Source organism: Paenibacillus sp. FSL M7-0896, from assembly GCF_037975415.1.
Classification (GTDB): domain Bacteria; phylum Bacillota; class Bacilli; order Paenibacillales; family Paenibacillaceae; genus Paenibacillus_AQ; species Paenibacillus_AQ silagei.
Genome location: NZ_CP150250.1, coordinates 3,133,450 through 3,159,909, shown reverse-complemented (window position 1 = coordinate 3,159,909; position 26,460 = coordinate 3,133,450). Strand labels below are relative to the sequence as shown.

The window sequence follows — 26,460 nt, the reverse complement described above, 5'->3', positions numbered from 1 at the left end:
TTTTCTCTATTCATGATTAGTTATACTTGTGAAAATACAGCTCAAACAACCCATCAATCTGCTCCTCCAGCGGGGCCAGCTTGAAGATCTGCTGAAGATCCTCACGCTCCTTGGGGAGACTGCTCACCATAATCACCGGAAATACAATGGCCCCGTAGATCTGCATCGTCATCGTCATCAGCTTGTCACGGTCCTGCTCTCCGGTAATCTCGGCAAGTGCATCAAGAATCCGTTCAATTCTCATCAGCTTGGAATATTTCGCATATTCATCGTGGGAGCCCATAATATGGTGTCTCTGATCCAGCATCTGCCGGGCCATCCCGGGATAACGGCTAAGATTCATAATGTAACGGGTAAAAAACAGCTTCATGCGCTCCTTCGGCGGCAACGAAGTGTCCTCCAGTGCCTTAAAAGCATCGTCAAAGGTCGCCACGAGCTGCTTCACAGCATCGCCGAACAGCTTCTCCTTGGAGCCATAGTGGTAGTTCACCAGGGCCAGATTGGTCTCAGCTCTTGCCGCGATACTGCGCAGGGTAATGCATTGGAATCCGTCCTCACGGATCAGCGCAACCGTGGCATCGAGGATAAGTTGCTTCGTATCTTTATCTGAAGAATCAGCTTTGTTGCCCAATTTAACCATAATGCAGCTTGTCGCCCTCCTCTGTCACAGAATCTTAATCATTGATCTAATCAACGATTTAAACATTGTTTAATTCGAATTTAAAATTACTCTCTTTCCGGCATTCTGTCAACAGAAAGTTAAAGGGAGAATTCCTGCAGCTATATTTAAGCCGTGGAATTCTCCCTTGGGAGCAGAGTTATGTCTTATGAGAATCTAGGATGGGGCCGGGCCGGCCAATACTTCACTGGCTGCCTGGACCGGCGTTAGAGTTAGCTTGGTGAGCTTGCCTGAAGCGCCCAGTTCCAGAGTCAGTACAGCCTCCGCTTTGGTGAAGGACAATACGCTCACAATCGTGATTACTCCATCCTGCTGTGTGCTGGTGGTCGATTTCACTCCGCGGTAACTGCCCGCCAGCATGTTAATCCCTTCCCAGCTCTGCTGGAGAACCGGAAGAACAGCGGGTTCTGCGTCCTTGGCGTAATACCGCTCCTTCAGTGCCGGATAGTTACCAGCTGCCAGCAGACCTGCTACGGCACTTGCCATTACCTCCCGTGTGTATACTTCAACCTGAGCGGTTTCCGGATTATAAGAAGTAACCAACCCGATCGCTGCAAAAAAAGACAGCGGCGCGTACGCCTTTTTTTGTTTTAACTCAAAGCCGCCTGTAAACGGTACTTTGTTCTTGCCGTCCAGCACAAGCTCCTTACCGGATAATCTGAACTGAACACTCTCTTGGAACCGTTCCAGCAGGAACGTCCCGGTAGCTCCACTGAAGGTGACCTTATATTTGAGGGCCTCTACCGTCTCCCGCAGCGGGAGCATGACGTCCGGTCCGTTGGTATAGGCCGATGTCTCACCCGTCTGCAATTCCTGACCGTTCACGATAATCCTCAAGCTTCCGGCGGCACTAACGTTATTACTGGTCAATACACCTGCTCCTGCTGCAAATAACATTACACTAAGGAATACGGCTACGATTCTTTTGAACAAATCGATCCCACCTTTCCTATATTCGAATATTATGCACGCATGCTTCAGAGATTAACCTTGCCTAATTCATTAACCGTTATATACTGCTTTGGAACAGCCCTACTCCACTTTGAAGTTGAAATATTGCTTCGGGTAAGGCTCCTTGATCAGTGTGAAATGCCACCATTCCTTGGCGTACGGCTTGAAGCCCTGCTTCACCATCGCATCCTTCAGCAGCTTCCGGTTCGCATGTTGGGTGCTGCTGATGAGATTCGTATTATAGTAAGAGATTTCGCCGAAAAAATCATAAGGACTGCCCATATCCACCAGCTTGCCTGTACTCTTCTGAGCCAGCGTCAGGTCGATCGTGCTGCCCCGGGAATGCCCGGATTTCTTGGCGATGAAGCCCAGCTTGAACAGATTCCGCTTGTCCAGCTTCGGATAATACTGCGCCTTCATCTTCAGATCACCGGCGTCTTGTGACCAGCGCACGAAGTGATTAACGGCTTGCTGCGGACGGTAAGCGTCATAGACTCTCAGGATATAGCCTTTCTGTTCCAGATCTTCGCTAACCTTCTTCAGCGCAGCAGCGGCGGTCTTCGAGAAGATCGCGAGCGGGGCCTTATATCCGTCTACCCTGGTGCCGGTAAAATTATTCTCACTATAGTAACGGATCTCATATTGCGCCGAGGGAATAACCTCATCCAGATAGACAAAACCGCCGGGGAGATTGTATTTCTTCACAACTGTGCTTGGTGTAAACGGTGTCTCAGGAGTCACGGGTGCTGCTGTTGCCGTTGTCATGGCGCCCAGAAACACAGCCCCGCTTACAATTATTGCGCCTAACAGTAATCCCAGTCTTGTGCCTCTATATCTCAGCTTATTCACAATGTTTACTCCTCACCTGCCTCATCCCATATTTACCCTTCCAGTATACGGTGCAGCCCCAGGGAGCGTCTATAGCGAAGATGGAGCTTGACCCGCTGGGAGCATATCTTTACGCCTATAGACCCCCATCAGCAGCCCGAGAGCCGCGAATTCAATGAACACATGCTGTCCGTAGCTCAGAAACGGGAACGGTATGGAGATCAGCGGCATTCTGCCGGTGAGAATAGTCAGGCCATAGATTAGACGAATGGAGAGCATCAGAGCCAGTGCCAGAATCAGTGCCCGTCCATAGGTATCGCTTACGGTGCGTGCAGAGGATAACATTCTGAGCACAAACCAGCAGACCAGCACAAGCAGCAGCAGGCCGCCGGCCCAGCCGAAGCTCTGAACCAGGTACACAGGGAAAAAATCTGTATACGGATAAATCAACCCGTTCTCTGCTCCATCGAACCCCTGGCCCTTCCAGCCGGCGGAGGTAAGCGTACCCTGTATGATCCCATTAATATAGCCTGCACCTGTCACTACATCATAGAAGGCAGCAATGTTCCGGTCACTCAAATGAAGTTGACTCCAAACATAGAGGGCAAGGCCAGATACACAGCTTGCGGCAACAACCACCGCTCTGCCCCATCTCCGGGTTATCCACACATATAATGGTAAAGCAACCGCCAGATATACAACCAGTTCGGCAAAAGAAGATATGACAAGATAGATGGCCGCAGGCAGCAGCAGCAAGCCTACCTCCTTCCAGTTTCTAATCCGGCTGCCTGAAGCATTCTGCACCCCGGGTCTTTTCAAGATCCCTGCCAGTCCGACTATAAAGAGATAAGGACTATATCCAATGAGATCGAACGGGAAGCCCAGAATGAAAGCATAACGCCTCGTACCGTTTATCATATTCGGATTAAACCACATACCGACGGCAATCAACAGCAGCGCTCCGCCATAGATCCACCCCGAGGCCCGCTGCAATTGCTTGAAATTGATGAAGAACATTCCGGTCATGGCTATAAGACCAAGGATGATAAAAACAGATTGACGCAACATTAGAGCATTAGGAATAAGATCCCCAGTAAACCCCGACTCCACAGCCGCCATCCCCAGCAGACTTACGGCCGACAACAGAATAACACCCGCCAGCAGCGACCAGGGAATCCTGGGCTTGTGAATCTGGTGCAGATCCCGGCCGATGGCCTGCGGGTCTCCCATTTGCCTGATCGCATATTGTCGCGCCTCTTCTTCGGAAGCACCAAGCTCCAGCCGCTCCGACACCAGGTCTGTGAAGTGTCCGCTAAGCTCGTCCCGGATTTCACTGTGCATCCCTTTGGCTCTAACCTCTGCGCATACTGTATCCAGATAACGCTCCAGTTCCTTCTTACTCTGTTCCATCAGCCGCTGCCCTCCCCCAGAACGGTATCCATGGCACCCTTGAACAGTGCCCATTCCGCCTTCTTCTCCTGCAGCTTGTGCTTGCCCTCATCCAGTAGCCGGTAATACTTGCGTCTGCGTCCGTCTACCTCCATCCAATACGCTTCCACCCAGCGTTCACTCTCCATCGCATGAAGAATCGGGTAGAGCGTACCCTCCTTCAAGGCAAAAACTCCCTGCGAGCGCTGCTCCAGCTCCTTAATCAGCTCATACCCATACAGCGGCCTGTCGAGCAGCAGCGTGAGGATCATCGTCCCCGTGCTCCCCTTCAGCATTTCTTTGCTGACCTTCATCGGCATTTCCTCCTGTTTGTTTTGCCTATACATCGTTAATCTATGCTTAATATACAGTATTAACCAAATGAAGTCCAGCCTTTCCGACATCCGCCTCCATACATTACACGCACAAAAGAACCTCTCCCGCCAAATGGTTGCCCATTTTAGCAAGGAGAGGTTCTTATTCAATTCCATGATAATTAATGCATAGAAGCCTGAGTCTTGTGCGATACGATGACACGCTTAAGGAAGAACGCAATCACCAGACCTATAATAGCCATGACCATCCCGAAGATGAAGGCATTCTGCACTCCATGAGTGAAGGCAGCGCCGATGTTCAGCGGATCAGCCGGGTTAGTGACGGTCTGCATGTAGCTTTTGGAGCCGGAGGTCATGATGCTTACCGCCAGCGCTGTACCAATCGCACCCGCTACCTGCTGAAGTGTATTCATAATGGCTGTACCATGCGGATAGTATTCCAGCGGAAGCTGATTGATACCATTCGTCTGTGCAGGCATCATAATCATGGAGATTCCGATCATAAGCACACTGTGAAGCACGATCACGAAGACAACGGTCGAAGTAGCTGTAATTCCCGAGAAGAACCACAAGGAGACGGCGACGAGCGCCAGTCCTGGGATAACCAGCCATTTCGGACCGTATTTGTCGAACAGACGTCCCATGACCGGCGACATCAGCCCGTTGATGATTCCGCCCGGCAGCAGCAGTAATCCTGCCTTGAAGGCTGAATACCCTTGTCCCTGCTGCAGATACATAGGAAGAATCAGCATCGAGGAGAGAATAACCATCATACAGATGAAGACCATCAGTACCCCAACCACGAACATCGGGAACTTGAAGGCGCGCAGATCAATCATAGGCTGCTTCATCGTCAACTGGCGGATACAGAACAGAATAAGGGCAATCGCACCGATCACGATGGCGATAATAACCTTCGGACTTCCCCAGCCTTCCGCTTCACCGGCACTGCTGAAGCCGTAGACAATACCGCCGAAGCCGAAGGAGGACAGAATAATGGACAGGACATCAATCTTAGGCTTCGTCACTTCCGTGACGTTCTGCATGAAGAGAATTCCGCTAATTAGAGCCATTACCAGGAACGGCAGGGACAGCCAGAAGATCCAGTGCCAGCTCAGGCTCTCAATCAGCAGACCGGCAATCGTAGGTCCAATCGCCGGAGCTACCATGATTACCAAGCCGATAAGTCCCATCGCCGCCCCTCTTTTCTCAGCGGGAATGATGATTAGAATCGTATTGAACATCAGCGGCAGAAGCAGCGCGGTTCCCATCGCCTGCACCACTCTCGCAGTGAGCAGAAACTCGAAATTCGGCGAAATCGCCGCAAGGAACGTGCCCAGAATAGAGAAGCATAAGGCAGCGACGAACAACTGTCTTGTGGTGAACCACTGCAGCAACATCCCTGAGATCGGAACCAGAATGCCCAGCGTCAGCAGATAGGCGGTAGTCAGCCACTGCGCCGTCGATGGTGTAATTTGCAGGACATTCATAAGATCACTTAAAGCTACATTTAGGGCGGTCTCACTGAACATGCCGATGAAGCCGGCAATCAGCAGGGAGATCAGAATGGGTAAAGTCTTGAATTGCCGGGGCTTACTTGAACCCTTGTCAGTCATAGTTGCATTCACTCTCGTATCCTCCTGGTATCTGTGTATATCTCTCTAGGGTCTTGCGTATTACGGTTAAGCCAGTATTGCCGGAATGCACTCTGCTGCTGCTTCCAGCGGTTGAATATTTCTGCAGGTCAACGCCTGCAGCAGCGCCCCCTCGAACAAGGAGACCACCACCGAAGCTTTGCACTCTGCCGTTTCCTCCTGTACCCCCTCCCGGATCAGACGCTTCGCAATAATATCCTGCCAATCCCTGAAGACACACTGGCAAGCAGTGCGCAGCTCATGGCTGACACAGGAGGTCTCCACGGCTACCCAGAAGCTGAACGGAACCAGTCCTTCAAAAGAGGATTTCTCCGCCTCATTTGCCATAGACATGATGAAATTCTGCACAGCCTGAGCCGGCACCGCTTCACTCTCCATATAATGGCGCAATAAACGGGCTACCTCTTCACTAGTCCGGTTAATGCAGGTCAGGGCCAGCTCCTCTTTGCCGTGGGGAAAATAATAATACAAGGAACCCTTGGGCGATTCGCTGTCTTTAATGATCTGATTCAGTCCGGTAGCATGGTACCCCTGTGTAAAAAACAACCTGGAAGCCGTATCCACAATGGCTTCGCGTGCATTAGGCTTGTTCGACAAGCTCTACACTTCCTTATCTTGACGATCCAACCATTATAACAATTGGTCTACATAATAAAACCACAAAAAAACTCCTCCTGTCAATGGATAATAATTTTAAATTTTAATTTTCACTGTTGGTTCATAAGACTTAAGGATTGCCACGCATCCGTTCTGCCGCTATAATCGAATTAAAATTAATTATTCCAATGTGAAAGGTATGATTAAAATGAGTCAAAAGCCTGCAATGCAGGGAATTCCCCGCCCGCTAGTGAAGCTCAATCAGGCCTTCATTGTCATATCTGTATTACTGGCCTTGCTCACAGATATCCACTGGATTCTCGCCTTCCCGCTTGCTGCCGGATTATCAGGTCTAATCTTCGGATATCATCCCGTCATCAGGCTATGCAGCCCGCTGCTGACGAAGCCACGCTCCGCCTATGTGCTTGAAGACCCGGAGCAGCAGCAATTCAACCAGAAGATTGCCGTCTTCTGTCTGGCAGGCGGACTGGTCAGCTTTCTGGCCGGATGGACGATCACCGGATATATCTTCACCATGATGGTCGGAATCGCAGCAACGGTTGCCATTCTCGGCTTCTGCATCGGCTGCTTCATTCATTATCAGTGGAGAATGTACACTTACAGACGCAAGCAGGCCGGGCTTCACAAATAATCCGGGATTTCCTTCCTGCTGCATACCTCTACCCCTTGTACAGAACAGGCCAGCCAGTCCTTGCAGCAGTGGAACACTACTGTCAAGGCTTGGCTGGCCTGCGCCCTCATCCATATTAAGAATCAGGCCTTGGGAAGCGCCTGCCGGAATGAGACGGACTAAGGTGTAGCCCGTTCAGCGTTCCCTGCCTGCCACATCCCAGCGGTGACGGAACTTCTCGAGGCGCGGATGGACCTCAGCCGGCGCTTCGGAGAGCAGCAGACGCAGCTTGACGATCCACTCCTCGAAGGAGGAGAAGGAGGCGAACAGATTCGCCATATCTGGAGTCAGATAGAGAAAATACGGCGCGGGGTAAATGTCGCTGATATGACGCAGTGCCGAATCCAGCGGGGTATACTTCTTACGCTTACCTTCGAGGCTCTCTACCGTGATGAAGGACTGTCCCTGCTCTTTTTTCCACGCATGCAGCCGGTCATCCCGCTTATACCAGGCCTTCACCGGCTCCTTCGTCATCCGCCGGACGGTTTCTTCATGCAGCGGGTAGAGCACCAGCTTCGTGAACTTGCGCTCCACTGCCGTCTCCGCCGCCTTAAGCAGCTCCATATCCGATATATGCTCGAACGAATCATAGAAGATCAGCGTTCCCTTACGCTCACTGGCTGGCGGGTCATAGCCATAAGGCATATGTTGTATGTCACGTGTCATCATATTACCTCCCGTGTATTACTGCCTATAGCATATCATGCTACCCGGGACGGCGTACAATTCTGCAAGCTTGTCATGAAAAAGCACTGCTGCTCATTTCCCTTGGCTTCATCCGCTAACCCAGCTCTTCACGGAACCATTCTATGGTTTCCCTAATGGCCCTCTTATACGATGTCGGATTGTATTCGGGGAACCGCATCATGAATTTATTATCATTCAGCAGAAGCGGATACTCGAATTCGTATAGAAGCTCATGGAATTCGCTTATTTCCTTATTGAACATACCGGCTAATCCGACTGCCCAGCTCGGCACCGCACAGCACTTTCCCGGACTGCCAGCCGCATGGTGGATATTCATCAGAAATTGCCGCCCCTCAATAGCTCCGGAGCCGGACACATGCCACTCCCCCTGCTCACCGCTCTCCGCCAGCAATACAGCTGCTCTGGCCGCATCCCGGATATAGACCAGATCATGCGGAACGTCCAGCTTCACCGGCCACTTAATCGTCTTCGCCTGGAGGGCTCCGCTAAAGATCGGTCCGAATAAGCGGTTCGTGACATTGGGACCGTAGTAATTCGGATATCGCGGAATCACGTAACGGAATCCCCGCCGTTCAGCCTCCGTCTTCAGCAGCTCCTCCAGTTGATTCCGCAGCTTCCCCTTGCGGGTTCGTGCCTCCTTCGGATGGCGTTCATCCGCCGGAAGATATTGGAGCTTGCCGTAACCGTAGATATTGCCCGGAAATACCAAGGTCTGGCCGGACTTAAGCTGACGGGTTACCCGCTCCAGCGCCTCTGGCATGACAGAGTACCAATCCTGATACGGTACATTAAGGCAGAAATAGACGGTTGTTACCCCATTCAGCGCTTCAGCAAGCACCTTCTCATTCCTTACATCTACTGCCGCCAGGGTCAACAGCGGGCCCTTCAGCCTGCGTAAAGCCTGGCTGGAACGGTGGTAGGTAGCCTTCACCAGTCTGCCCCGTGACAGTAATTCTTGTGTGATGGAATGGCCCAGACCGCCATTGCCTCCAATTACGAGATTCATAACATTAACGGCTCCTTAACGAACGCATGAATACCTTCAGCAAGCTGCATGACGGTCCATTCAATCTGCCCGTGAGTATGGTTCGCAGTCATGATGAACCGGAATATCCATGTTGCTTCCTCAAGAGATGCAGGATATATATACCAGTAAATATGCCACTGTACCCAGTATACCGCCTTCAAGTTCCTGTATTCATTGGGTTAATTTGACGATTAATGTCGATTTCAAGCTTTTATATGGACATATGGTGAATTATTGAAAATCAATAGTTTTGCATCAGGCAGGTGCGGCCAGTAGCACGCGAATTTCCGCTCAATTAGAATGGTCTAGTTGTACATGCTTCTGTTTCTGATAAGCATATACAGCCGCACCCAGCGTACCTGCACGGCTGCCCAGTTCAGCCTGAACAATCCGGCACCGGCTTGCGGACAGCTTCAGCGCATGGGCATTTACAGTATCGCGGACACTGTTCAGGAGACGGTCTCCTGCTGCGGCCATGCCGCCCCCGATAATAACCAGCTCCGGGTTCAGCAGATTAATCACATTCGCCAGCCCGTATCCCAGCAGCTCCCCCGTCTCATGCATAACCTCAATGGCCAAGGGGTCTCCAAGATCATAAGCCTCTGAGATCATCTGCGCCGTAATCTGCTTCTGGGTCTGCTTGGTCCAGGTCTGAATCAGGCTGACCCTACCTGCCTCCAGCTTCTCCTTGAAGGTATTCACCATCCCCACCGCAGATACATACCGCCCCAGGCATCCAGAGCTTCCGCAGCGGCAGGGCCGTCCCTGCCGGAACATATTCATATGTCCGATTTCACCAGCGCTGAAGGTTGTCCCGTAGAGCACCTTGCCGTCATGAACCATCCCGGAGCCGAGGCCGGTGCCAAGTGTGAGCAGAATCAGATGCTTATGCCCTTGTCCGGCACCATTGTGCCATTCTCCGTAGAGATTAACCCGCACATCATTATCTATGTAGACCTCGAAGTCGTAGTAAGGCTTCATTTCGTTGACCACATGGACCTGCTCCCAGCCGGGAAAATTCGGTGAGAAGACCGACAGGCCCTCCTCCGGGTCGAGCAGACCAGGGATTCCCATTCCCATACAGGCAATCTGCGACTCGTAAATTCCGCTTCCTGCACATAGCTGTGTAACAGCAAGCCTGATCCGCTCCAGCACATGTGCCGGACCCTTCTGCGCTTCTGTGGGTATCGACAACTCCTCCAGGGCTGTGAAATGCTTATCAAAAAGGCCTGCCTTGATATTGGTTCCGCCCAGGTCAATGCCGACTATGTATTTATCCATTCTGTCCCATCCTTCTTTCCCTATTAGAATGCTGTACCTCTCTTCTCTTATTATGCGCTTTCAGCATTTAGATAAGTAGCATTTTCCGAGCATCTGGATAGTACGTTTCACTTGAAAGCGAACATCCTGCGGATAGCGATTGCTGTTATTTTATTGACAAAGAGGGCTGCCCCGGCAGCCAATTCAGAAGCTGCGGGACAACCCTCACTGTATATCTATTTCATTCCATTCTCTTAAGAACCGGCACCCTTGTACCGCTTGACACCGAAGCTCCAGGCCATCAGGCCGATGCTGAGGAAGACCACGCCGACCAGCGGGGTCAGCAGCGCCATCGTCCGCATCTCATCGCGGTGCAGGAACAAGGCTGCCGGATATATCCCGACAAAAGCAAACGGGATGATCCAGGTAAGCAGCACCTGAATCGCCCGGTTGTAGATCGTTACCGGATAACGTCCGTACGTCTGGATGTTATACATCAGCGGCAGAATGCCTGTAGGCGCATCCGAATAGAACGACAACGAGGTCAGTGTCGTATAGATCCCTGTATAAATGGCTACAGCGCTGAGCGTCAGAAGAATCAGCATCGGCAGGGTCCACCATTCAAACGGCAGGCCCAGATTGCTGCCGCTGATCGCCATCACAATCAGCCCGATGAAGGAGCCGAACAGGGATGGCGGGTCCACATTCTCCAGGAAGATCTGGAACAGGTTATGCGCCGGACGGGTCAGGATGCGGTCCATTTCGCCTTTGACAATATACCGCTCACTGAAGCCCCACATATTGACGAAGCAGCTGAACACGCCGAATGGAACCATGAAGAAGCCGTAGACGAACACCACTTCGTTCTGATTCCAGCCGCCCAGGCTGTCAGTATGCATGAAGATGACCAGGATGAAGATAAAGTTTGTCGCCTGGAACAGCAGGTCGGAAATGACCTCCACCCAGAAATCCGCGCGGTAGGTTAACCGTGTTTTTATATAATTCTTCAGGTATTCAATCAATAAGTCCAGGTAGTACATAGCTCAGCTTAACCCCCCTGCACGAACAGCCGCTGACGCGCTGCGTGATTTAGCCAGACAATCGGAATGAGCAGAATCAGGAACCAGATGACCTGGATACCCAGCACATTCCAGATGCCCACCCCCTGCACACGGCCTGTAAATACAGAACCCGGCAGATAGGTAATCGCTTGGAAGGGAAGTACCTTAAGCACGGAGGACAACCAGTCCGGGAATAAGGTAATCGGCACAATCAGCCCCGAGAACAGATCCACGACCACACGCTTCATGCGCATCATCCCCTCATTGTTCTCCACGAAGAAGGCAGACAGGCCTGTGATAATATTAATCTGCGAGCTGATCAGGAAGCTGAAGAACAGCATGACCAGGAACCCGGCCCAAGCCGAAGGCTCCGTAGGAAGCTGTACCGGAAACAGCAGAATGGCAATCACCATGCCCGGGATCATCAGCATCATGAAGCGGAACAGGCCTTCGCCGAGGCCCTGCATCATTTTGACCAGAACATAATTATAAGGCCGGATGAACTGGATCGCGATGCTTCCGTCACGGATATCCGTGGAGATCTCCCGGTCCAGATTGTTGAAGTAGAAGGCCCGCGCCATCCAGGACACCGCCACATACGTGGTCATCTGCGCCCCGGTAAAGCCGCCGAGCGATTCACCATCGCCATAGATCGCTCTCCAGGTGAAATAGTTCACCCCGATATTGAGCGTGTAGATCAGAATCCCCGAATAGTAATTCACCCGGTAAGCAAGCATCGTCAGGAACCGGATACGGATAAAATCAAAATAAGCGCCAAGCAGCAGCCTCCGCCCATTCTCCCCGGAACCGCCCCGGGAACCTCCGGAGGAGGGAACTGCCGTTGCCAGCTTCTCAGACATGGATAACCTCTTTCTCATCGCTGAGAGCGGCGATCCGCTCCTCCGGCTTCTCTGCCGAGCCTGACTGATAAATACTGCGGACGATGTCATCCGTATTTGTTTCGATGATTTTGATGTCTGTAATATCGGCCTGTCCGACGACCCGGCCCAGCACATCCGATACATTCAGCTCCAGTGGAATCCAGACCTTCGCCGCCAGCTCATTCTCTGCGGTCCAGGTCACCGGCATGCCTTCCGTCCAGCCGATCAGCTGCTGCAGCTTCGTGGCTGTTCCGAACTGGAATTGCACCTCACGCCCGGTTCCCCAGCGCTGCTTCAGATCATCCAGACCTCCGTCATAGATAATCCTCCCGTCATCCAGCATGATGACCCGCGAACAGAGCGCTTCGATATCCTGCAGATCATGAGTCGTCAGCAGGATGGTTGTGCCATGCTCCCGGTTCATATCCTTCAGGAATTCGCGGATCTCCGACTTCACGACAATATCCAGTCCAATCGTGGGTTCATCCAGGAACAAAATGGACGGATTGTGCAGCAGTGCCGCTACAAGCTCGCAGCGCATACGCTGGCCCAGGCTTAATTTGCGGACCGGACGGTTCAGCAGATCCTGAAGCTCCAGGCGTTCCACCAGCTCATCCAGACGTTTTTTGAAGTCCTGCTCGGACACGCGGTATACCTTGCGCAGTAGCTGGAACGACTCAATCACGCCGATATCCCACCAGAGCTGGCTGCGCTGTCCGAAAACAACGCCGATGTTCTGCACGAACTTCTCGCGCTCCTCGTACGGCACGAAGCCGCCGACAGTCAGACTGCCGGCGGTAGGGACAAGAATTCCGGTAAGCATTTTGATCGTAGTGGACTTCCCTGCCCCGTTCTCCCCAATATATCCGCAGATTTCACCTTCGGGAATGCTGAACGAGATGTCCTTCACTGCTGTTACTTCGGAATATTGCCGCTTAAACAAATCAGCGAAGGCCCCTTTGAGGCCCTCGCGGTTTTTTTGGACTTTGAAGGTCTTGCGCAAGTCCTGCACTTGTATAGCATTCATAGGTTACCTCACTAAGCTAAGTATTGGGTTCAGTACCCCATTATAATGGAACGGATGCATATCCGTCCAGCCTGCTTATTTAGCCACTCTTCCCTCAAAAAACTCTGCACCCGGCACAGCCTCCAGATGTCCAGAACGGGCCACCTTGGTCCGCAGGTACTTCTCATTGAAGGCCGATACGTCGCCCCATAGCGGCACCCGCTTCACTGTATTCATTCCGGCAGCCCGTAGTGCTTCCAGCTTCTTCGGATTGTTGGTGATCAGAGTCACAGGATGGCTGCGCAAATGCTGAAGCACGCTGATCGCATCTGTGTAATCTCTGGAATCATCGGCGAACCCCAGCTCCAGATTGGCCTCTACTGTATCATACCCTTCTTCCTGAAGAAGATATGCCATTGCTTTGCTGAACAGGCCAATGCCTCTTCCTTCATGATTCGCCAGATAAAAGAGGGCCCCGGCGCCATGCTGGGCAATCATCTTCATCGACTGGTGCAGCTGGAAGCCGCAATCGCAGCGCTTGCTGCCGAAGATATCCCCGGTATGGCAAATGCTGTGCATCCGGATCAGCGCATCCTCGGAATGCTCGAAATCTCCGTAGACCAGGACACTGGACTGCTGTCCATCCGCAAGCTTCATCGATGACAACCGGCTGATGAGCAGCTCGGTAGCCTCCTTGCCTTCAGCGCGCTGAAGCTCTTCGTCCGTCACATTCAGCCAGCTGTACCATTTGAAGGTGATCGTCTCCCCGTCCAGATTGACAGGCAGGGTAATAGGTCCGACCAATATATTCGTGGAGTTTTCCATAGGAATCCGGCTGATTTTGTTCTGTAGTATAGATAGGATATCTGGGTTGATCATAAGAGCACCGTCCTAAAAGTTTGATAGCGTACGCTTCTTAGTAACTATTTGTAAGTTAGTTTATCATTGTAATATAACTTCGTCAAGTTATAATATATATTTAAATATTTATAATTACTTATTGTAAGTTTATGATATAATGAATGCTGAGGTGATCCTTATGAATGATTTTGAGATGTGCCCCCGGTTTGAGAAAGCTGTGGATGTGCTGAGTAAGCGGTGGGTCGCCCTGATCGTATTTGTCCTGATGGATGGTCCGCGGCGGTTCGGAGAAATTGAGCATTGCTTGTCCAACCTTAGCGGCAAGGTCTTGTCAGACCGGTTGAAGGAGATGGAGACGGAAGGGATCATACAGCGCACTGTATATCCTGAGATGCCCGTACGAATTGAATATTCGTTAACCGATAAAGGTACGGCCCTGGCTCCCATTCTTGGAGAGATCGGTAACTGGTCTACGGATTGGATCGAGATCGGCGTGACCAAATGATTTCCGCACGGCACGCGAAGCAGCGCCCTTGAAGCTCCTGAACGGGAACCTTCGGGGCGCTGCTTTGTTTGATTTTATAATAAGCTTGTTCGATTCCTACAGATCCTTACGCTGAAAGCGCAGAAGCCCCAGCCCAAAGATAACCACAGTGTAGATTGCAGCGTATACGACAAAGGTATTAGACGGAAATGAATTGAAATTCATCAGACTAAGCGCCCCGCTATCCATCGATAACATACCATTCATATCCTGTAAGCTGAACAGCTCGACAGTCATCCGGCGCTGCAAGGTATCTGCGGGCATAATCATCGAGATCATTCCGGTCAGATTATTCAGCACCTTCAGTCCGTCGTCCTCCAGTCTCAGCGAACCGCTAAGCTTATCTACCATCCCTCCGAGAAATCCCGCCCCGTAGAGCATTGTCATGAACACACCGTTGCCAAGCGCCGAGAATAGTCCTGAACCCAGCATGGATACGGAGATTAACAAGGGAACTACAGAGGCGAACAGCAGGAATGACTTCGCAAGCACGACTGCATCTCTGGGAACATTCGCGTGGGCACTTGTAATCAGCAGAATTGCAGTGAACAGAATGAGGGCATACATCGTTCCCAGCGTGACAAAGCCCAGCCAGCGGCCAAGATACCATTTCCAGCGCGGCAGCGGCCGGGGTAACAGAGCCTGCATGACCCCCTGCTCCGCTTCACCAGCAATCACCGAGAAAGAGCTGAAGATCGCCAGAAAGGCAATAACGAACGCGCCGAAGAAGAAGCCCAGACTCAGAATAAAAGCGCCGTTCATGTACTGCATGAACAACCCGCTGTCATTTCCCAGCGTTCCGGCCCCTTGATCGTTCGTTCCTACGGTATCGGCCACAAACCAGAAGGCAATCAGGAACACCAGGGTAAGCAGGAGGGTTAGCAGCATCACTTTTTTGCGCAGCATTTCTTTCCAGGTCATTGCTAATATGGTTCTCATTCCTTCTCCCCCCTATGACTGAGCCCGGCTACCGCATCCATGAACCAGTCCTCCAGCCGTTCAGTCTGGCGGCTTACCTGGTACAGCGTCATCCCTTGCTCCACCATCAGCCCGTTCAGCCAGCCAGCCTGTTCCTCATGATCCAGCTCCGCCTCCAGCCACACGACGCTTGAATCTGACTCCTCCTGTGCCGGATCATAGCCCGATTTACCCGCCGCAGGCACGGATTCCCGGATGGATAGCCCTGTATGCTCATTAAGCCAGGACAGCAAAAAAGGCGTGTATCCGCCCACTTTGAAATGCCAGCTTGTCCGTTTGTTCAGCATCTCCGCTACTTTGCCGTGCCGCAGGACCGCTCCGTTACTCAGCAGAGCCATCCGGTCGCACAGCACTTCAACATCCTCAAGTAAATGAGAGTTGAGAAAAATAGTAATTCCCCGGTCCTTCAGCCGCTGCAGAATCTTCCGCACTTCCATTCTCCCGATGGGATCAAGGGCTGAAGAGGGTTCATCCAGGAACAGAATCTCCGGGTCATTCACCAGCGCACACGCAAGACCCAGCCGCTGCTGCATTCCCTTGGAATAATGCTTAACCCGGTCCCTTCCGCGCAGCCCGATACCTACCTCCTGCAACAGGTGAGGGATTCTCTGATCCATGACGGATTTCGGAATCCGGCACAGCTTGGCATGAAGCCTGACCACCTCTTCACCGGTCAGCCAATCCTGGTAGCGGTACAGCTCCGGCAGATAGCCAATTTTCATTTTGGCTTCCATAGAGCCCAGCGGATGGCCCAGGATGGAAGCATGGCCGCCTGTTGGTGAGATGAGTCCAACCAGCATTTTGACAAAAGTACTCTTGCCGGCACCATTGGGGCCGAGGAAGCCGAAGGCTTCCCCTTTCCCAACAGTCAAGGTAACATCCCGGCAACCGCGCCCGTTCGGATAAGCTTTGGTCAAGGCGTTCGCATCAATCGCAGGGATACTGCTCATTGTGTGATCAACTCCTGTACCTTCTGAATGAACTGCTCGCGCTCAGGATAGATATCTCCGCCGCTAAGCTGCAGAAGCTGCCCCTTCTGAACCCAGACAGCCGTATAGCTGTTGCCGTTACTGAACTTCATTTCAGTAAGAATGACCGGCGTACCAGCCACCGTAATCTGTTCATCATGATTGCCCTTAATCAGCGGCATCGGCAGATCGCCGGACAAAATCCGGCTCTTCTGCAGACTGCTTCGCAGATTGTCGGGAATCAGCGGGAAGTTCACAACGGCATCAATCGCTTCGTCCAGATCCACAGAAGGATCTACGGTAACGACAGGTGTGTTCATCTGTGACAAGGCTCCCCAGTGCTGATCGCTGCCCAGATCGTAGTTCACCTGCTCGGGGATATGAAGCGTAATCGGCTTGCCATCTACAGATGCAGGCAGCAGATTGTCCGAGCCCAGGCGTTTCAGTGCCTTGTTCACTTCATCCACCTTCAGGTTCAGTGTGATATCATGGGACCCGCTGACCTGAACAAACTTGACTGAATCCATAACGGACCCCTTCAGCGGCTCGTAGCCCAGCAAGCCTTGGATATCCTTGAGCGGAACATTCTCCTTCATCTCACCATTGGTGATGGAGATGTCACCGAAGGCCTCAAGGGATTGCTCAATATTGCCATTGCCATTGCCATTCTGAATTATCTGATAGAACATATCCCGCAGATCGCCTTCTTCAACAACAGTAGCCTCCTGCATCTTGAACTGGTTCAGCAAGGCTGCCATGGCTGTATTCCCTACCGGAGTAGCCAGAATTGCTGCGAAAATCGCTACGCCCGCTGCCGCAGCGGCCCACTTGCGGCTGCGGCTCATCATAGGCCGGCGTGACTTCCGCCCTGTATTCTGCACTGGCTCCGCTGCTGCAAGGTTACCCGCCTTAGCTGCCTGAAGCACAACATCTGCTTCCGGTTCTGTTCTATCTGATCTATCAGCCTTGACAGTCTGTTCCTCTATAGGGGTCTCTTGCTTGCCCCATGTAGCCCACACCGGATTGACCGGCTCGTCTCCCAGCTTCTCCTGTAATTTAGCCCAAGCTTCATCTGTGCTCTGGGGCTGTATCTGCCCGTTTGCTCTATTCATGGTTTCTTTCCTCCCGGATCTCATTATTCTTGCGGAATGGATTTCACCGCATGGTGTTTCAGTTTGGCTGTCGCCCGGCTTAACAGGGTTCCGACTACTGGCGGCTTCACTCCCAGCTCCCCGGCGATCTCTGCATAGCTGTAGCCCGAATACTTAAGCAGCAGGGCCTGCCGGTCCCGTTCGGGAAGATCCTCCAGCCAGCTCCGCACATCTTCCTGATCCAGCTTGCTGAGGACTACTTCTTCCCCTGTAGGAGCAGAAGCCCCCGCATCATATAACAGCTCCTGTTTGTTGATCAGACGCCGCTCTCTCACCCGCTGGTTCAGATAATCATATCCGATCCGTGTTAGCACTCTATGCAGCCATGCCCCCAGAGCCGCGGGATCATCCGGCGGATTTCTGTAGAGTCTGATAAAAACCTCCTGCGCCAGATCATCGGCAGCACTCTCGTCCCTCACAAGTGCCGCCAGCTTGCGCCGCACACTCGGGTAATGCTCATAAAAGATTAATTTGTATGGGTCTGATTCCGGAATATTCATTAGGTAAATCCTCCTTATCCGCTGCAGCTATATGTAAGACGAAGGCTAAGGCGGATTTGTATCACCTTGCCTCAAGATTTCTCTCCAGCAAGTTCCCGATCCGCTGCGCCATTACGTCTGGAGGGAGCGGCTGTCCATTCTTGAACCACCATTCCACTACCCCAACGATCGCCGATCCTAGAAACTGGATGTCCACGTTTCTGATGTTGGCTGAATCCTTGTCGCTCCCTTCAGACAGGCTGTTATCCTTCTCCAGCTCGCCGAGGAAGAATTCAAGAAACCGCCCGCGGAAAAACACGCTGCCTTTACTCCCCAGCAAAACAGAGAAGAACATCGAATGCGTCTCAAAATATTCAAACCACACCAATCCCATTTCGGTATATCCGGCGGCATCGTCTGAACTTTCGCAGATTTCGCGTATATTGCTGATATGCTCTTCTATGAGCTTGTCCAGAAGATCAAATTTATCTGTGTAGTGTAGATAAAGGGTTCTACGGCTGACATCCGCTCTATCAGCAATGTCCTGTATTGTAATTTGATCAAAATCCTTTCCCAGCATCAGCTCAATAACAGCCTTTTTCAGGGCTTCCTGGGACTTGCGTATTCTCCGGTCGATCTTTAACATTCTATCCTCACCAGCTTTCCTGAAGATTACTGCACAATTCCGTTGAAGTCGTGAATTAATGCACAGAATCAGGCTTTTTAAGACTTGTATCGATTCTTGTTCTGCTTATTATTATACATACATGCTTATTAATTCACGACTGTGCATTTAAAGGAGAATATTATAATGAAACTTGCAATTATCGGAGCCACTGGAGGAACTGGAAGAAAAGTAATGGAGCTGGCACTTGCAGCAGGACACGAGGTGATAGCTGTGGTACGCAGACCGGAGGCGCTCTCCCCTGCAGCGGGGCTCACTATCCGGCAAGGGGATGTATTCGACAGATCCAGCATGATCCTGGCCCTCGCCGGAAGCGAAGCGGTCATCAGCTGTATTGGTCCTCCAAGCAACTTCTCCCCGGATGCTGCCGGCAAGAAGGGCCTTGTAAATCTTAAGGCAGGCAAAAATGTCATGGCAGCGAACTTCTCGCCGGGTACCGTCATGTCAGAAGGAATTCCAAATATCCTTGCAGCCTGTCGGCATCATGGAGTTCAGCGGCTGGTGATGCAGAGCGGGATTAATCTGAGTGACGGGAGGGAGTTGTCACTCGTCAACCGCTGGGCTGTCCGCTTGATGCGCCGCATGTTCCGCAAAGCGATTGAGGATAAGGCAGCCGCTGAACAAGCAGTAATGCGCAGCGGATTAGACTGGGTAATCGTACGGGCATCCGTGCTTAAATACGCAGAGAGTTCTTCTAATTATACGGCAGGCCCATCGGCCCGCATCCATCCGCTCCAGGCGCTGCCTTATGCTGCCTGTGCCGATTGCCTGCTGCGTGCGGCAGGCAGCGAACCGTCCTGGACCCGCAAGGTGATCAACGTCGGACGATAAGGAGCAAGCGGAAGAATGAGCAAAGTATAGAAGAGCCTATACAAACGCACAGAAATAGCCCTCCCGCACGCGGTAGGGCTGATATCTGGTGTATATCCATAAAAAGGTTGATCTCACCAATAAAATATAGTAGTTTATTAGGTGTAAACTATTATAAATTGAAAGGTGGAGCTAAGGATGGAACAGAAATGTATGGAAATGATGATGAACATGTGTATGGAAGACATGATGTCGAAGATGAAGAACATGAAGATGTGCATGGAAACCATGAACGAAATGGGCATGATGAACATGGATATGGGTATGGACAAGATGATGACTCAAATGCAGCAGTGCGATGAAATGATGACCATGTGTATGACCATGATGCGTAATGGAATGGAAATGTCCAAGTAAGTCCAAGTACACGACGGCAAGCCCTTGAGAGTGAATCTGCGAAATTCACCTTTACTGTGCATGTCATGGCTGAGCAGACTAACTGCATGCCATTTTTATGTATAACTATATTATCTCTATATCTACCTCTTCATATCTCCGATTATTACTTCTCTATCTAATCTTGATATACCGTGCTTGAAGCTGCTTGGCCACGTGAATCCGCTCCATCTTCAGCTCCCAAATCCGCTCTTTCCACAGAGCGCTATCCGGTGTATCCTCATGCTCTCTCAGCTTATCGAATAATTGCATCAGCAGTCCGTTAATATCATCGAACCGCGTCCATAGCGCTCTCACGCTATCCACTTGTTTCTTTTCTTCGACAAGCGCCTCATAGTTCTTCAATTGCTCCAGGAGATCAGCCTGCCACTGTTCATCGTTAATTGCCTTGGCATAATTCAGCAAATCCAGATAATCATCTATTGACAAAGGGACCGACTCCTTTTTTCTTTATACCAAGTATTATACTCGGTATTGTAGATATTGCAATAGCCTGCGCACAAAAAAACAGACATCCTGTGAAGGATGCCTGCATGGAATTCCCTATTTTGCTGTGCTAACCAGCTTCAAGCTACATCAGCTTCTTAATATCATCCTTGAGTTGCTCGGACTGTGGTCCAAATACAATCTGTACAGCCCCCTGACCAAGCCGCATGACTCCCGATGCACCAAGCTGCTTGAGCGCGGAATCCTTAACCGCCTTGTCATCATTCACGTTAAGGCGCAAGCGGGTGATACAAGCGTCAATGCTACGGATGTTCGCAGGACCGCCGATGTTCTCCAGAATCTTGGCGGCTCTGGAAGAGGACGACGCGGCTGTACCGCTCTTGGACAGATCAATCAGGTCATCTTCCGTCTCATCCTCGCGTCCGGGAGTTTTGAGGTTGAACTTGACGATAATGAACCGGAACAGCACATAATAGAGGACGAAGAAGCCAAGCCCAACCGGAATCAGCACCCACGCATTGGTGGAGAGCTTCATGTTAAGCAGGTAGTCAATGAGCCCGGCGGAGAATCCGAACCCCAGCTTCACATCCAGCACATACATCAGGAATCCGGCAAAACCGGTCAGCAAAGCGTGTACCAGATACAGCAGCGGTGCGAGGAACATGAAGGAGAATTCCAGGGGCTCCGTAATCCCTGTCAGGAAGGAAGCAATCGCCGATCCGATGAAGATGGACGCAACCATTTTGCGTTTCTCCGGTTTGGCTGTATGAATGAAAGCCAGGGCTGCACCCGGCATAGCGAACATCATAATCGGGAAGAAGCCTGTCATGAACATTCCCGCAGTCTTATCTCCGGCGAAGAAGCGCGTCAGATCTCCGTGAACAATATCCCCTGCAGCGTTCGTGAAATCACCCAACTGGAACCAGGCGATAGCGTTGATTACATGATGCAGGCCGAACGGAAGCAACAGACGGTTAGCTGTCCCGAATACAAATGCCCCTGCACCGCCAAGACCAACAACCCAAGTGCCGAAGTCACTGATCACATCCTGAATCGGGCTCCAGATCATCCCAAACAGCACTGCGAGAATCATGGTGGTTATGGCCGTAATGATAGGTACGAACCGCTTACCTGCGAAGAAGCCAAGCCAGTCCGGCATTTTGATATTATGATATTTCTTGTATAGGTAAGCAGCCCAGGCTCCGGCAAAAATCCCGCCCAGCACGCCCATATTCAGCTTCACATCATCGGCGATGAACGGCATTTGGGCTGGAAGTACCTTAAGAATACTGTCCAGCACCTGATAAGCAATGAGGGCAGATAGCGCGGCAACCGCATCCCCTGCGAACCCGATCGCTACCCCAATTGCAAAAATCAGCGCCAGATTACCGAAGATTGCACCCGCACCTGCATTCAAGAAAGGAGCCACATACTGGTTGAGAAATCCCCCTACGGTACTGCCCAAATGGAAGTCCTTCTCATAATTAATCAGTCCGAACCCTTGCAGTATCGCTGCCGCCGGTAAAGTTGCGACTGGAAGCATCAGAGATTTCCCTAACTTCTGTAGAAAAGCCAACATAATGAAATCATCCCCCTGGTTTCATATTAAGTACATATATGTTCTAAGGCTGTGAAGCTACTGCTGTTGTAAGAATACTGCTTGTTCCTGCCGTAACCTGGCCGTAATGGCAATCCACTTCCGGGATGTCCTCCCCGTTGCCCGTTACAATTACCGGAGTGATCGTACGATAACCCGCAGCGCGGATTGCCTCCAGATCAAATTCGATCAGCGTCTGCCCTGCCTGCACTTCATCTCCGGTGGCAATATGGCTGATGAAGCCTTCGCCCCGCAAGCTGACCGTATCAATTCCGATGTGCATCAGCAGTTGCAGACCAGAGGCATGCTCCAGGATTAGAGCGTGATTGGTTTTGACCACATGCGCAATTTTTCCGTCAAAAGGGGCCGTTAAACGTCCCTCTATAGGTTCTATGGCGATGCCTTGGCCCATATGCCCACCGGCAAAGGTCTCATCCGGCACTTCCGTTAACGGTACGGACAGTCCGCTGACCGGAGCGTATATCTCCAGGCGGGTTACCGCCTCAGTAGGTTTCTCTTCTTTTTTAGCTTTCCATCTCGAAAACATAAAAGTCACTCCTTGCTGCTGCTATTTATTCTTCTCTATGGTCTGGAACAGCCGGTGCAGATGCATAGCCAGGAAGCAGATTTCTTCTTCGGGTACGTCTACACTGAGCTTGCCTTGCATGACTTTGCCCATCCTTTGCGCGAGCTTGTATTCATCCTTGTATTCCTTCTTGATATGCTTCACAAAAGGATTGTCGATGAGCGAACCCTGCAGAATCCGTTCAATCGAGAATCTCAAGTGAACCATCAGCCGGACATGATTCATACTGCCCTGCTCAAAGCGGATCTTGCGTTCACTGCGGATCATCTCCATCAGTTCACTGACAATGTTGGAGGCCTTCACAAGCTGGCCCACTGGCACATTGCTGACCGCAGAATAGACGTGGTAAGTAAGGAAACCGACCTCGTCCTCAGGAATCTGCACTTCAAAGCCTTCGCTGATCTTCCCGGCCGCCTTGGAAGCGATCTCAAATTCCTTGGGGAATGTCATCCGGGTCTCCTCCAGGAATGGATTCACAATGTCCATCCCGCTGCGCAAGCGGAAAATGGTGAATTGGATATGGCTGGGGAGCGCCAAATAGATCTTGTCGTTTAACTTGCCGGGAAACTCACGGGCGATATCAGAGATAATCTCATCCGTAATCCTCATGACCTTGGGATCAATGTCCTCCAGCAGAATCTGATACTGACTCCATTCCTCCCGGTCCTCCAGCCGAAACAGCTTTTCAATCCGGGGATCATCCGAATCAATAACACCCGTATCCTTAAGCGCAAACCCGATGCCCTTGCCGATAATTACATATTCCTTGCTCTTCTTGCCGCCCTCTACCATTACGACATTATTCCCAATCACCCGCAGCACCTGAAATTGTTCAGTGTCCCTCGCCAAGTTCCCCCTCCTTTCCGCCCATATCCTGATTTTTTGCACAAAAAAGAGCCAAGACTGGACTCAAAGTATTGAGTACGAATCTTGGCTCATGCCCTGTTAAGGTAACACGCCACTGCATATAAATGATCATTTATGAACCCATCATAAAGCATACCTTGTATTCCCGTCAATGGGTTTTTGGAAAAGTCAAATGTACCGGCACATTCGTGTAATGACGTCCTGTATCAATACCGGCTTGCTGATGAAATCAGTGGCTCCGGCGGCCAGGCAACGCTCACGGTCTTCCTTCATCGTTTTGGCAGAGACCGCAATGATCGGGAGGTCGGTGAGATGCATCTCCTCACGGATAATAGACAGCGTGTCATAGCCATCCAGAACCGGCATCATAATATCCAGGAGTACGATATCCACCTCCGGCTGCTCTCTAACCACTTGAAGACATTCATAACCCGTCTGAGCGGTCATGATGATCATTCCGTAAGGCTCCAGACCCTTCTGCAAGGCATAAATATTGCGCATATCATCATCCACAATCAGGACAGTTCTGCCTTGCAGCATGGCATATTCTTTCTCGAACAGGGAGTCCCCGCTATTACCCGGCTGCCCTGTAACATGAACGGTTCTGGAGTGCTCCGACCCGGCTGCAGTCTGAGCCAGCTCCGCCGGATGGAACGGTTCTTCTTCACTGTCCAGTTCACGGCAAGGGAGATACAAGGTGAATGTACTGCCCTTGCCCTCTTCGCTCTCCAGGCTGATATGCCCGCCCAATAGCTGAGCCAATTGCTGGGAGATGGACAAGCCCAGACCGGTTCCCCCGAATTTGCGGGCAGTCGTTCCGTCCACTTGGCGGAAGGCCTCGAAGATCAGCTCACGGTTCTCTTCAGAGATGCCGATTCCGGTATCCTGGACAGCAAAGGCCAGTACCGGCCCCTCTGCTATGTAACTCTGATCTGAATATTCCGCCAGCTTGGTAATCTCCATGGTAACAGAGCCCTGCTCCGTGAATTTGAAGGCATTGGACAGCAGATTCCGCAGAATCTGGTGCAGGCGCATCTCATCGGTGAAAAACAGATCCGGAACCTCAGGGTTCAGAGTTACGTTAAACTCCACATTCTGCGCTTCTGCAAGCTTGCCGAAATAACCCTGCAGCAGCGAAGGCAGCTCGGTGAGATTGACGGCATCCATTTCCACCAGCATTTTGCCCGCTTCCACCTTGGAAAGATCCAGAATATCGTTAATCATACTAAGCAGATCACTTCCGGAATTGTAAATGACAGAGGCATAGCCCAGTTCTTCCTCGGTTAACGTATGATTGCGGTTTTCCGTCAGCAGCTGTGAGAGAATCAGCATACTGTTCAGCGGTGTCCGCAGCTCATGCGACATATTGGCCAGGAATTCAGACTTGTAGCGCGAGCTCTGTTCCAGCTGTTCATTGTACCGCTCCAGCTCGATCGCTGCATTCTCGGCTACATATTTCTGATTCTCAAGCTCCTTGTTCACGGTTAGCAGCTCGCTGGTCTGACTCTGAAGCTCCTCCGTCTGCATCTGCATCTCCTCGGACTGAGTCTGCAGCTCTTCGGATTGAACCTGAAGCTCTTCGTTCATCACCTGTGATTCATGCAGAAGCCTCTGGATCTCCATCCGGGTCTTCACCGAATTCACGGTAACCCCCATCATGTCCAGCAATTCCTTCAGCAGCTCGAAATGGTAAGGCGCCCAACGGGTCAGCGCAGCAATCTCCAGTACAGCAACAGTCTTGTTCTCAAAAATAATCGGAGCAATCACAGCGAACCTCGGCGGCGTTCTGCCCAGAGCGGAGCTGATGGAGATATAGTCATCAGGCAATTGCTCAATCACATTCATCCGCTGATCCAGCGCACATTGACCTGCCAGGCCTACTCCCGGCTGAATAACCTCGGGCCCGATGCGTTCTTCCTTATTCTCTGCGCCTGCATAGGAATAGATGCGCTCGAACAGTTCCTCGTTATTCACGACGTATATACTGGCATACTGCATTTCCAGCATAACCGACAACCGGCTGACAAAAATTCTGCACAGCGAAGGCATATCAATGGTCTCTTGCAGGGCAATCGACATTGAGGTGAGCTGTTCACTCGTCCACTGCTCCCGCTGCACGTTATCCAGCAGCCCGTTCGTCGCTTCGCCCAGGTCATAGATTTCATCCAGCGTCTTCACCTTAATGCGCTCCGAGCGGTTACCGCCGGAGGCAATACTGTTGATGGCCTGTATGACGCTGTGCAACGGATTCACAATGCTGGCCGAGAGCAGATAAGTGATGAGCAGCGCAAGTACGACCACCAATCCCCACAATATGTACATGGTAATCAGCAGCTTATGATTGCTGTCCTTCAGGTTGCTGATCCGGTCGTTCGTGAGCGTACGTTCGATGTCACGGAAGTAATCGGACTGGGAACGGATCGTATCGACGAGATTTTTTCCCGTATCGTTGCGAAAAAAAGCGTTGACCGCTTCCGTATGACCATTCTTCTTCAGCTCAACCACATGCTGTCCGGCAACATCGACCCACTTCTCGATATTATCCGTAATCGTGTCCAGATTCCGTACCTGCTTCGGGTTATCGGCAATGAGATTATTCAGCTTCGCTGCATTAATCCTCCACTGCACCAGCCCGTCATTATACGGTGCCAGATAGGACTCATCATCGGTAAGGACATATCCCCGCTGTCCAGTCTCCATATCGAGTACATTTTTCTCAATTTGATATGTAAGTTCATGAACTTCTATATCATGATCGCTCAAGAACACGGTTTCTTTCTCCAGGCTGTTAATCCGGCCAGAGACTATAATCAGAAATAGCCCCAGCATTAATAATATGATGACATATCCAAGTGCGATTTTGCCGCGGATCTTCAAGCTCCAAGCATGCTTCTCCGGCAATGGTCCTACCCCCGTCCAGAGTT

Annotated in this window: 28 protein-coding genes; 4 read left to right on the top strand and 24 right to left on the bottom strand. The window is 51.3% G+C overall.

The genetic code is table 11. The features are described 5' to 3' along the window. Nucleotides 1-16 precede the first annotated feature (16 nt). The 7 genes from MKY12_RS13420 to MKY12_RS13390 all read right to left on the bottom strand — a co-directional run bounded on the left by MKY12_RS13420 (nt 17) and on the right by MKY12_RS13390 (nt 6,473). On the bottom strand, nt 17-631 hold the full coding sequence (locus tag MKY12_RS13420; RefSeq protein ID WP_339256428.1) for a TetR/AcrR family transcriptional regulator: 615 nt from the start codon (nt 629-631) through the stop codon (nt 17-19). 204 nt (nt 632-835) lie between these two features. Then, nucleotides 836-1,612, bottom strand: coding sequence for a stalk domain-containing protein (locus tag MKY12_RS13415; protein WP_339256426.1), 777 nt, complete (start codon nt 1,610-1,612; stop codon nt 836-838). A gap of 99 nt (nt 1,613-1,711) precedes the next feature. Beyond that, entirely contained in the window at nt 1,712-2,479 is a 768-nt protein-coding gene (locus tag MKY12_RS13410) for a M15 family metallopeptidase (protein WP_339256425.1), read from the bottom strand. A gap of 69 nt (nt 2,480-2,548) precedes the next feature. Continuing rightward, nucleotides 2,549-3,868 carry an FtsW/RodA/SpoVE family cell cycle protein gene (locus MKY12_RS13405; protein ID WP_339256423.1) on the bottom strand — a complete coding sequence of 440 codons (1,320 nt, stop codon included), beginning with the start codon at nt 3,866-3,868 and terminating at the stop codon, nt 2,549-2,551. Beyond that, nucleotides 3,868-4,200 carry a PadR family transcriptional regulator gene (locus MKY12_RS13400; protein ID WP_036694109.1) on the bottom strand — a complete coding sequence of 111 codons (333 nt, stop codon included), beginning with the start codon at nt 4,198-4,200 and terminating at the stop codon, nt 3,868-3,870. Before MKY12_RS13400 ends, MKY12_RS13405 begins: the two co-directional genes overlap by 1 nt. 182 nt (nt 4,201-4,382) lie before the next feature. Next, complete coding sequence (locus MKY12_RS13395) at nt 4,383-5,837, bottom strand: DHA2 family efflux MFS transporter permease subunit (RefSeq protein ID WP_209871028.1); 1,455 nt, start codon at nt 5,835-5,837, stop codon at nt 4,383-4,385. A gap of 66 nt (nt 5,838-5,903) precedes the next feature. Then, nucleotides 5,904-6,473, bottom strand: coding sequence for a TetR/AcrR family transcriptional regulator (locus tag MKY12_RS13390; protein ID WP_036728785.1), 570 nt, complete (start codon nt 6,471-6,473; stop codon nt 5,904-5,906). Between the two features lie 208 nt (nt 6,474-6,681). On the opposite strand from MKY12_RS13390, the gene MKY12_RS13385 reads away from it, so the two are divergent. After that, a complete protein-coding gene (locus MKY12_RS13385) occupies nt 6,682-7,125 on the top strand; it encodes a DUF4395 domain-containing protein (protein ID WP_339314062.1) in 444 nt (147 codons plus the stop codon). 174 nt (nt 7,126-7,299) lie between these two features. Here the strand turns inward: MKY12_RS13385 and MKY12_RS13380 are convergent, their stop codons facing one another. From MKY12_RS13380 to MKY12_RS13350, 7 genes are all read right to left on the bottom strand, one after another. Continuing rightward, nucleotides 7,300-7,830, bottom strand: a complete 531-nt coding sequence (locus MKY12_RS13380; RefSeq protein WP_339257469.1) for a hypothetical protein — start codon at nt 7,828-7,830, stop codon at nt 7,300-7,302. Between the two features lie 115 nt (nt 7,831-7,945). After that, nucleotides 7,946-8,878, bottom strand: coding sequence for an NAD-dependent epimerase/dehydratase family protein (locus MKY12_RS13375; protein WP_339314061.1), 933 nt, complete (start codon nt 8,876-8,878; stop codon nt 7,946-7,948). A gap of 312 nt (nt 8,879-9,190) precedes the next feature. Continuing rightward, entirely contained in the window at nt 9,191-10,180 is a 990-nt protein-coding gene (locus MKY12_RS13370; protein ID WP_339314060.1) for an ROK family protein, read from the bottom strand. 233 nt (nt 10,181-10,413) lie between these two features. After that, nucleotides 10,414-11,199 carry an ABC-2 family transporter protein gene (locus MKY12_RS13365; protein WP_339314059.1) on the bottom strand — a complete coding sequence of 262 codons (786 nt, stop codon included), beginning with the start codon at nt 11,197-11,199 and terminating at the stop codon, nt 10,414-10,416. 8 nt (nt 11,200-11,207) lie between these two features. Then, a complete protein-coding gene (locus MKY12_RS13360) occupies nt 11,208-12,002 on the bottom strand; it encodes an ABC-2 family transporter protein (protein WP_036730060.1) in 795 nt (264 codons plus the stop codon). Nucleotides 12,003-12,072: 70 nt separating this feature from the next. Then, nucleotides 12,073-13,128 carry an ABC transporter ATP-binding protein gene (locus tag MKY12_RS13355; protein WP_036728804.1) on the bottom strand — a complete coding sequence of 352 codons (1,056 nt, stop codon included), beginning with the start codon at nt 13,126-13,128 and terminating at the stop codon, nt 12,073-12,075. A gap of 75 nt (nt 13,129-13,203) precedes the next feature. Beyond that, a complete protein-coding gene (locus tag MKY12_RS13350) occupies nt 13,204-13,986 on the bottom strand; it encodes a GTP cyclohydrolase II (protein WP_339256414.1) in 783 nt (260 codons plus the stop codon). A 160-nt stretch (nt 13,987-14,146) separates the two neighbouring features. Here MKY12_RS13350 and MKY12_RS13345 point away from each other — a divergent pair, with 160 nt between their 5' ends. Next, on the top strand, nt 14,147-14,473 hold the full coding sequence (locus MKY12_RS13345; protein ID WP_036728810.1) for a helix-turn-helix domain-containing protein: 327 nt from the start codon (nt 14,147-14,149) through the stop codon (nt 14,471-14,473). Nucleotides 14,474-14,569: 96 nt separating this feature from the next. On the opposite strand, the gene MKY12_RS13340 is transcribed toward MKY12_RS13345, so the two are convergent. From MKY12_RS13340 to MKY12_RS13320, 5 genes are all read right to left on the bottom strand, one after another. After that, nucleotides 14,570-15,451, bottom strand: a complete 882-nt coding sequence (locus MKY12_RS13340; RefSeq protein WP_339256413.1) for an ABC transporter permease subunit — start codon at nt 15,449-15,451, stop codon at nt 14,570-14,572. Further along, on the bottom strand, nt 15,448-16,440 hold the full coding sequence (locus MKY12_RS13335) for an ABC transporter ATP-binding protein (protein ID WP_339256412.1): 993 nt from the start codon (nt 16,438-16,440) through the stop codon (nt 15,448-15,450). The genes MKY12_RS13340 and MKY12_RS13335 overlap by 4 nt, the downstream gene beginning before the upstream one ends. Beyond that, complete coding sequence (locus MKY12_RS13330) at nt 16,437-17,570, bottom strand: hypothetical protein (RefSeq protein WP_339256410.1); 1,134 nt, start codon at nt 17,568-17,570, stop codon at nt 16,437-16,439. Before MKY12_RS13330 ends, MKY12_RS13335 begins: the two co-directional genes overlap by 4 nt. A gap of 23 nt (nt 17,571-17,593) precedes the next feature. After that, entirely contained in the window at nt 17,594-18,109 is a 516-nt protein-coding gene (locus MKY12_RS13325; protein WP_036728818.1) for a sigma-70 family RNA polymerase sigma factor, read from the bottom strand. A 61-nt stretch (nt 18,110-18,170) separates the two neighbouring features. Beyond that, nucleotides 18,171-18,734, bottom strand: a complete 564-nt coding sequence (locus MKY12_RS13320; protein ID WP_339314058.1) for a TetR/AcrR family transcriptional regulator — start codon at nt 18,732-18,734, stop codon at nt 18,171-18,173. A gap of 165 nt (nt 18,735-18,899) precedes the next feature. Here MKY12_RS13320 and MKY12_RS13315 point away from each other — a divergent pair, with 165 nt between their 5' ends. Both MKY12_RS13315 and MKY12_RS13310 read left to right on the top strand, forming a co-directional pair. Then, nucleotides 18,900-19,604, top strand: coding sequence for an NAD(P)H-binding protein (locus tag MKY12_RS13315; RefSeq protein ID WP_339314057.1), 705 nt, complete (start codon nt 18,900-18,902; stop codon nt 19,602-19,604). A 177-nt stretch (nt 19,605-19,781) separates the two neighbouring features. Further along, the gene (locus MKY12_RS13310) at nt 19,782-20,000 is read left to right on the top strand and encodes a hypothetical protein (RefSeq protein ID WP_339314056.1); all 219 of its coding nucleotides are present in this window, start codon (nt 19,782-19,784) and stop codon (nt 19,998-20,000) included. Between the two features lie 153 nt (nt 20,001-20,153). Here the strand turns inward: MKY12_RS13310 and MKY12_RS13305 are convergent, their stop codons facing one another. The 5 genes from MKY12_RS13305 to MKY12_RS13285 all read right to left on the bottom strand — a co-directional run bounded on the left by MKY12_RS13305 (nt 20,154) and on the right by MKY12_RS13285 (nt 26,437). Beyond that, nucleotides 20,154-20,468: a hypothetical protein gene (locus MKY12_RS13305; RefSeq protein ID WP_036728829.1), complete on the bottom strand. Its 315-nt coding sequence runs from the start codon at nt 20,466-20,468 to the stop codon at nt 20,154-20,156. Nucleotides 20,469-20,610: 142 nt separating this feature from the next. Then, nucleotides 20,611-22,065, bottom strand: a complete 1,455-nt coding sequence (gene nagE, locus MKY12_RS13300) for an N-acetylglucosamine-specific PTS transporter subunit IIBC (RefSeq protein ID WP_339256402.1) — start codon at nt 22,063-22,065, stop codon at nt 20,611-20,613. A 43-nt stretch (nt 22,066-22,108) separates the two neighbouring features. Then, nucleotides 22,109-22,630: a PTS glucose transporter subunit IIA gene (locus MKY12_RS13295; RefSeq protein ID WP_339314055.1), complete on the bottom strand. Its 522-nt coding sequence runs from the start codon at nt 22,628-22,630 to the stop codon at nt 22,109-22,111. Between the two features lie 21 nt (nt 22,631-22,651). Further along, a complete protein-coding gene (locus tag MKY12_RS13290; protein WP_036728836.1) occupies nt 22,652-23,518 on the bottom strand; it encodes a PRD domain-containing protein in 867 nt (288 codons plus the stop codon). Nucleotides 23,519-23,704: 186 nt separating this feature from the next. Next, nucleotides 23,705-26,437: a CHASE3 domain-containing protein gene (locus tag MKY12_RS13285; protein ID WP_339314054.1), complete on the bottom strand. Its 2,733-nt coding sequence runs from the start codon at nt 26,435-26,437 to the stop codon at nt 23,705-23,707. Nucleotides 26,438-26,460 lie beyond the last annotated feature (23 nt).

Coding starts and splice junctions, on each gene's coding strand:
- MKY12_RS13320 (WP_339314058.1), bottom strand. CDS start 18,734: ATGTTAAAGATCGACCGGAGAATACGCAAGTCCCAGGAAGCCCTGAAA.
- MKY12_RS13325 (WP_036728818.1), bottom strand. CDS start 18,109: ATGAATATTCCGGAATCAGACCCATACAAATTAATCTTTTATGAGCAT.
- MKY12_RS13310 (WP_339314056.1), top strand. CDS start 19,782: ATGGAACAGAAATGTATGGAAATGATGATGAACATGTGTATGGAAGAC.
- MKY12_RS13395 (WP_209871028.1), bottom strand. CDS start 5,837: ATGACTGACAAGGGTTCAAGTAAGCCCCGGCAATTCAAGACTTTACCC.
- MKY12_RS13365 (WP_339314059.1), bottom strand. CDS start 11,199: ATGTACTACCTGGACTTATTGATTGAATACCTGAAGAATTATATAAAA.
- MKY12_RS13400 (WP_036694109.1), bottom strand. CDS start 4,200: ATGAAGGTCAGCAAAGAAATGCTGAAGGGGAGCACGGGGACGATGATC.
- MKY12_RS13295 (WP_339314055.1), bottom strand. CDS start 22,630: ATGTTTTCGAGATGGAAAGCTAAAAAAGAAGAGAAACCTACTGAGGCG.
- nagE (WP_339256402.1), bottom strand. CDS start 22,065: ATGTTGGCTTTTCTACAGAAGTTAGGGAAATCTCTGATGCTTCCAGTC.
- MKY12_RS13405 (WP_339256423.1), bottom strand. CDS start 3,868: ATGGAACAGAGTAAGAAGGAACTGGAGCGTTATCTGGATACAGTATGC.
- MKY12_RS13380 (WP_339257469.1), bottom strand. CDS start 7,830: ATGACACGTGACATACAACATATGCCTTATGGCTATGACCCGCCAGCC.
- MKY12_RS13370 (WP_339314060.1), bottom strand. CDS start 10,180: ATGGATAAATACATAGTCGGCATTGACCTGGGCGGAACCAATATCAAG.
- MKY12_RS13375 (WP_339314061.1), bottom strand. CDS start 8,878: ATGAATCTCGTAATTGGAGGCAATGGCGGTCTGGGCCATTCCATCACA.
- MKY12_RS13345 (WP_036728810.1), top strand. CDS start 14,147: ATGAATGATTTTGAGATGTGCCCCCGGTTTGAGAAAGCTGTGGATGTG.
- MKY12_RS13355 (WP_036728804.1), bottom strand. CDS start 13,128: ATGAATGCTATACAAGTGCAGGACTTGCGCAAGACCTTCAAAGTCCAA.
- MKY12_RS13385 (WP_339314062.1), top strand. CDS start 6,682: ATGAGTCAAAAGCCTGCAATGCAGGGAATTCCCCGCCCGCTAGTGAAG.
- MKY12_RS13340 (WP_339256413.1), bottom strand. CDS start 15,451: ATGAGAACCATATTAGCAATGACCTGGAAAGAAATGCTGCGCAAAAAA.
- MKY12_RS13330 (WP_339256410.1), bottom strand. CDS start 17,570: ATGAATAGAGCAAACGGGCAGATACAGCCCCAGAGCACAGATGAAGCT.
- MKY12_RS13350 (WP_339256414.1), bottom strand. CDS start 13,986: ATGATCAACCCAGATATCCTATCTATACTACAGAACAAAATCAGCCGG.
- MKY12_RS13335 (WP_339256412.1), bottom strand. CDS start 16,440: ATGAGCAGTATCCCTGCGATTGATGCGAACGCCTTGACCAAAGCTTAT.
- MKY12_RS13315 (WP_339314057.1), top strand. CDS start 18,900: ATGAAACTTGCAATTATCGGAGCCACTGGAGGAACTGGAAGAAAAGTA.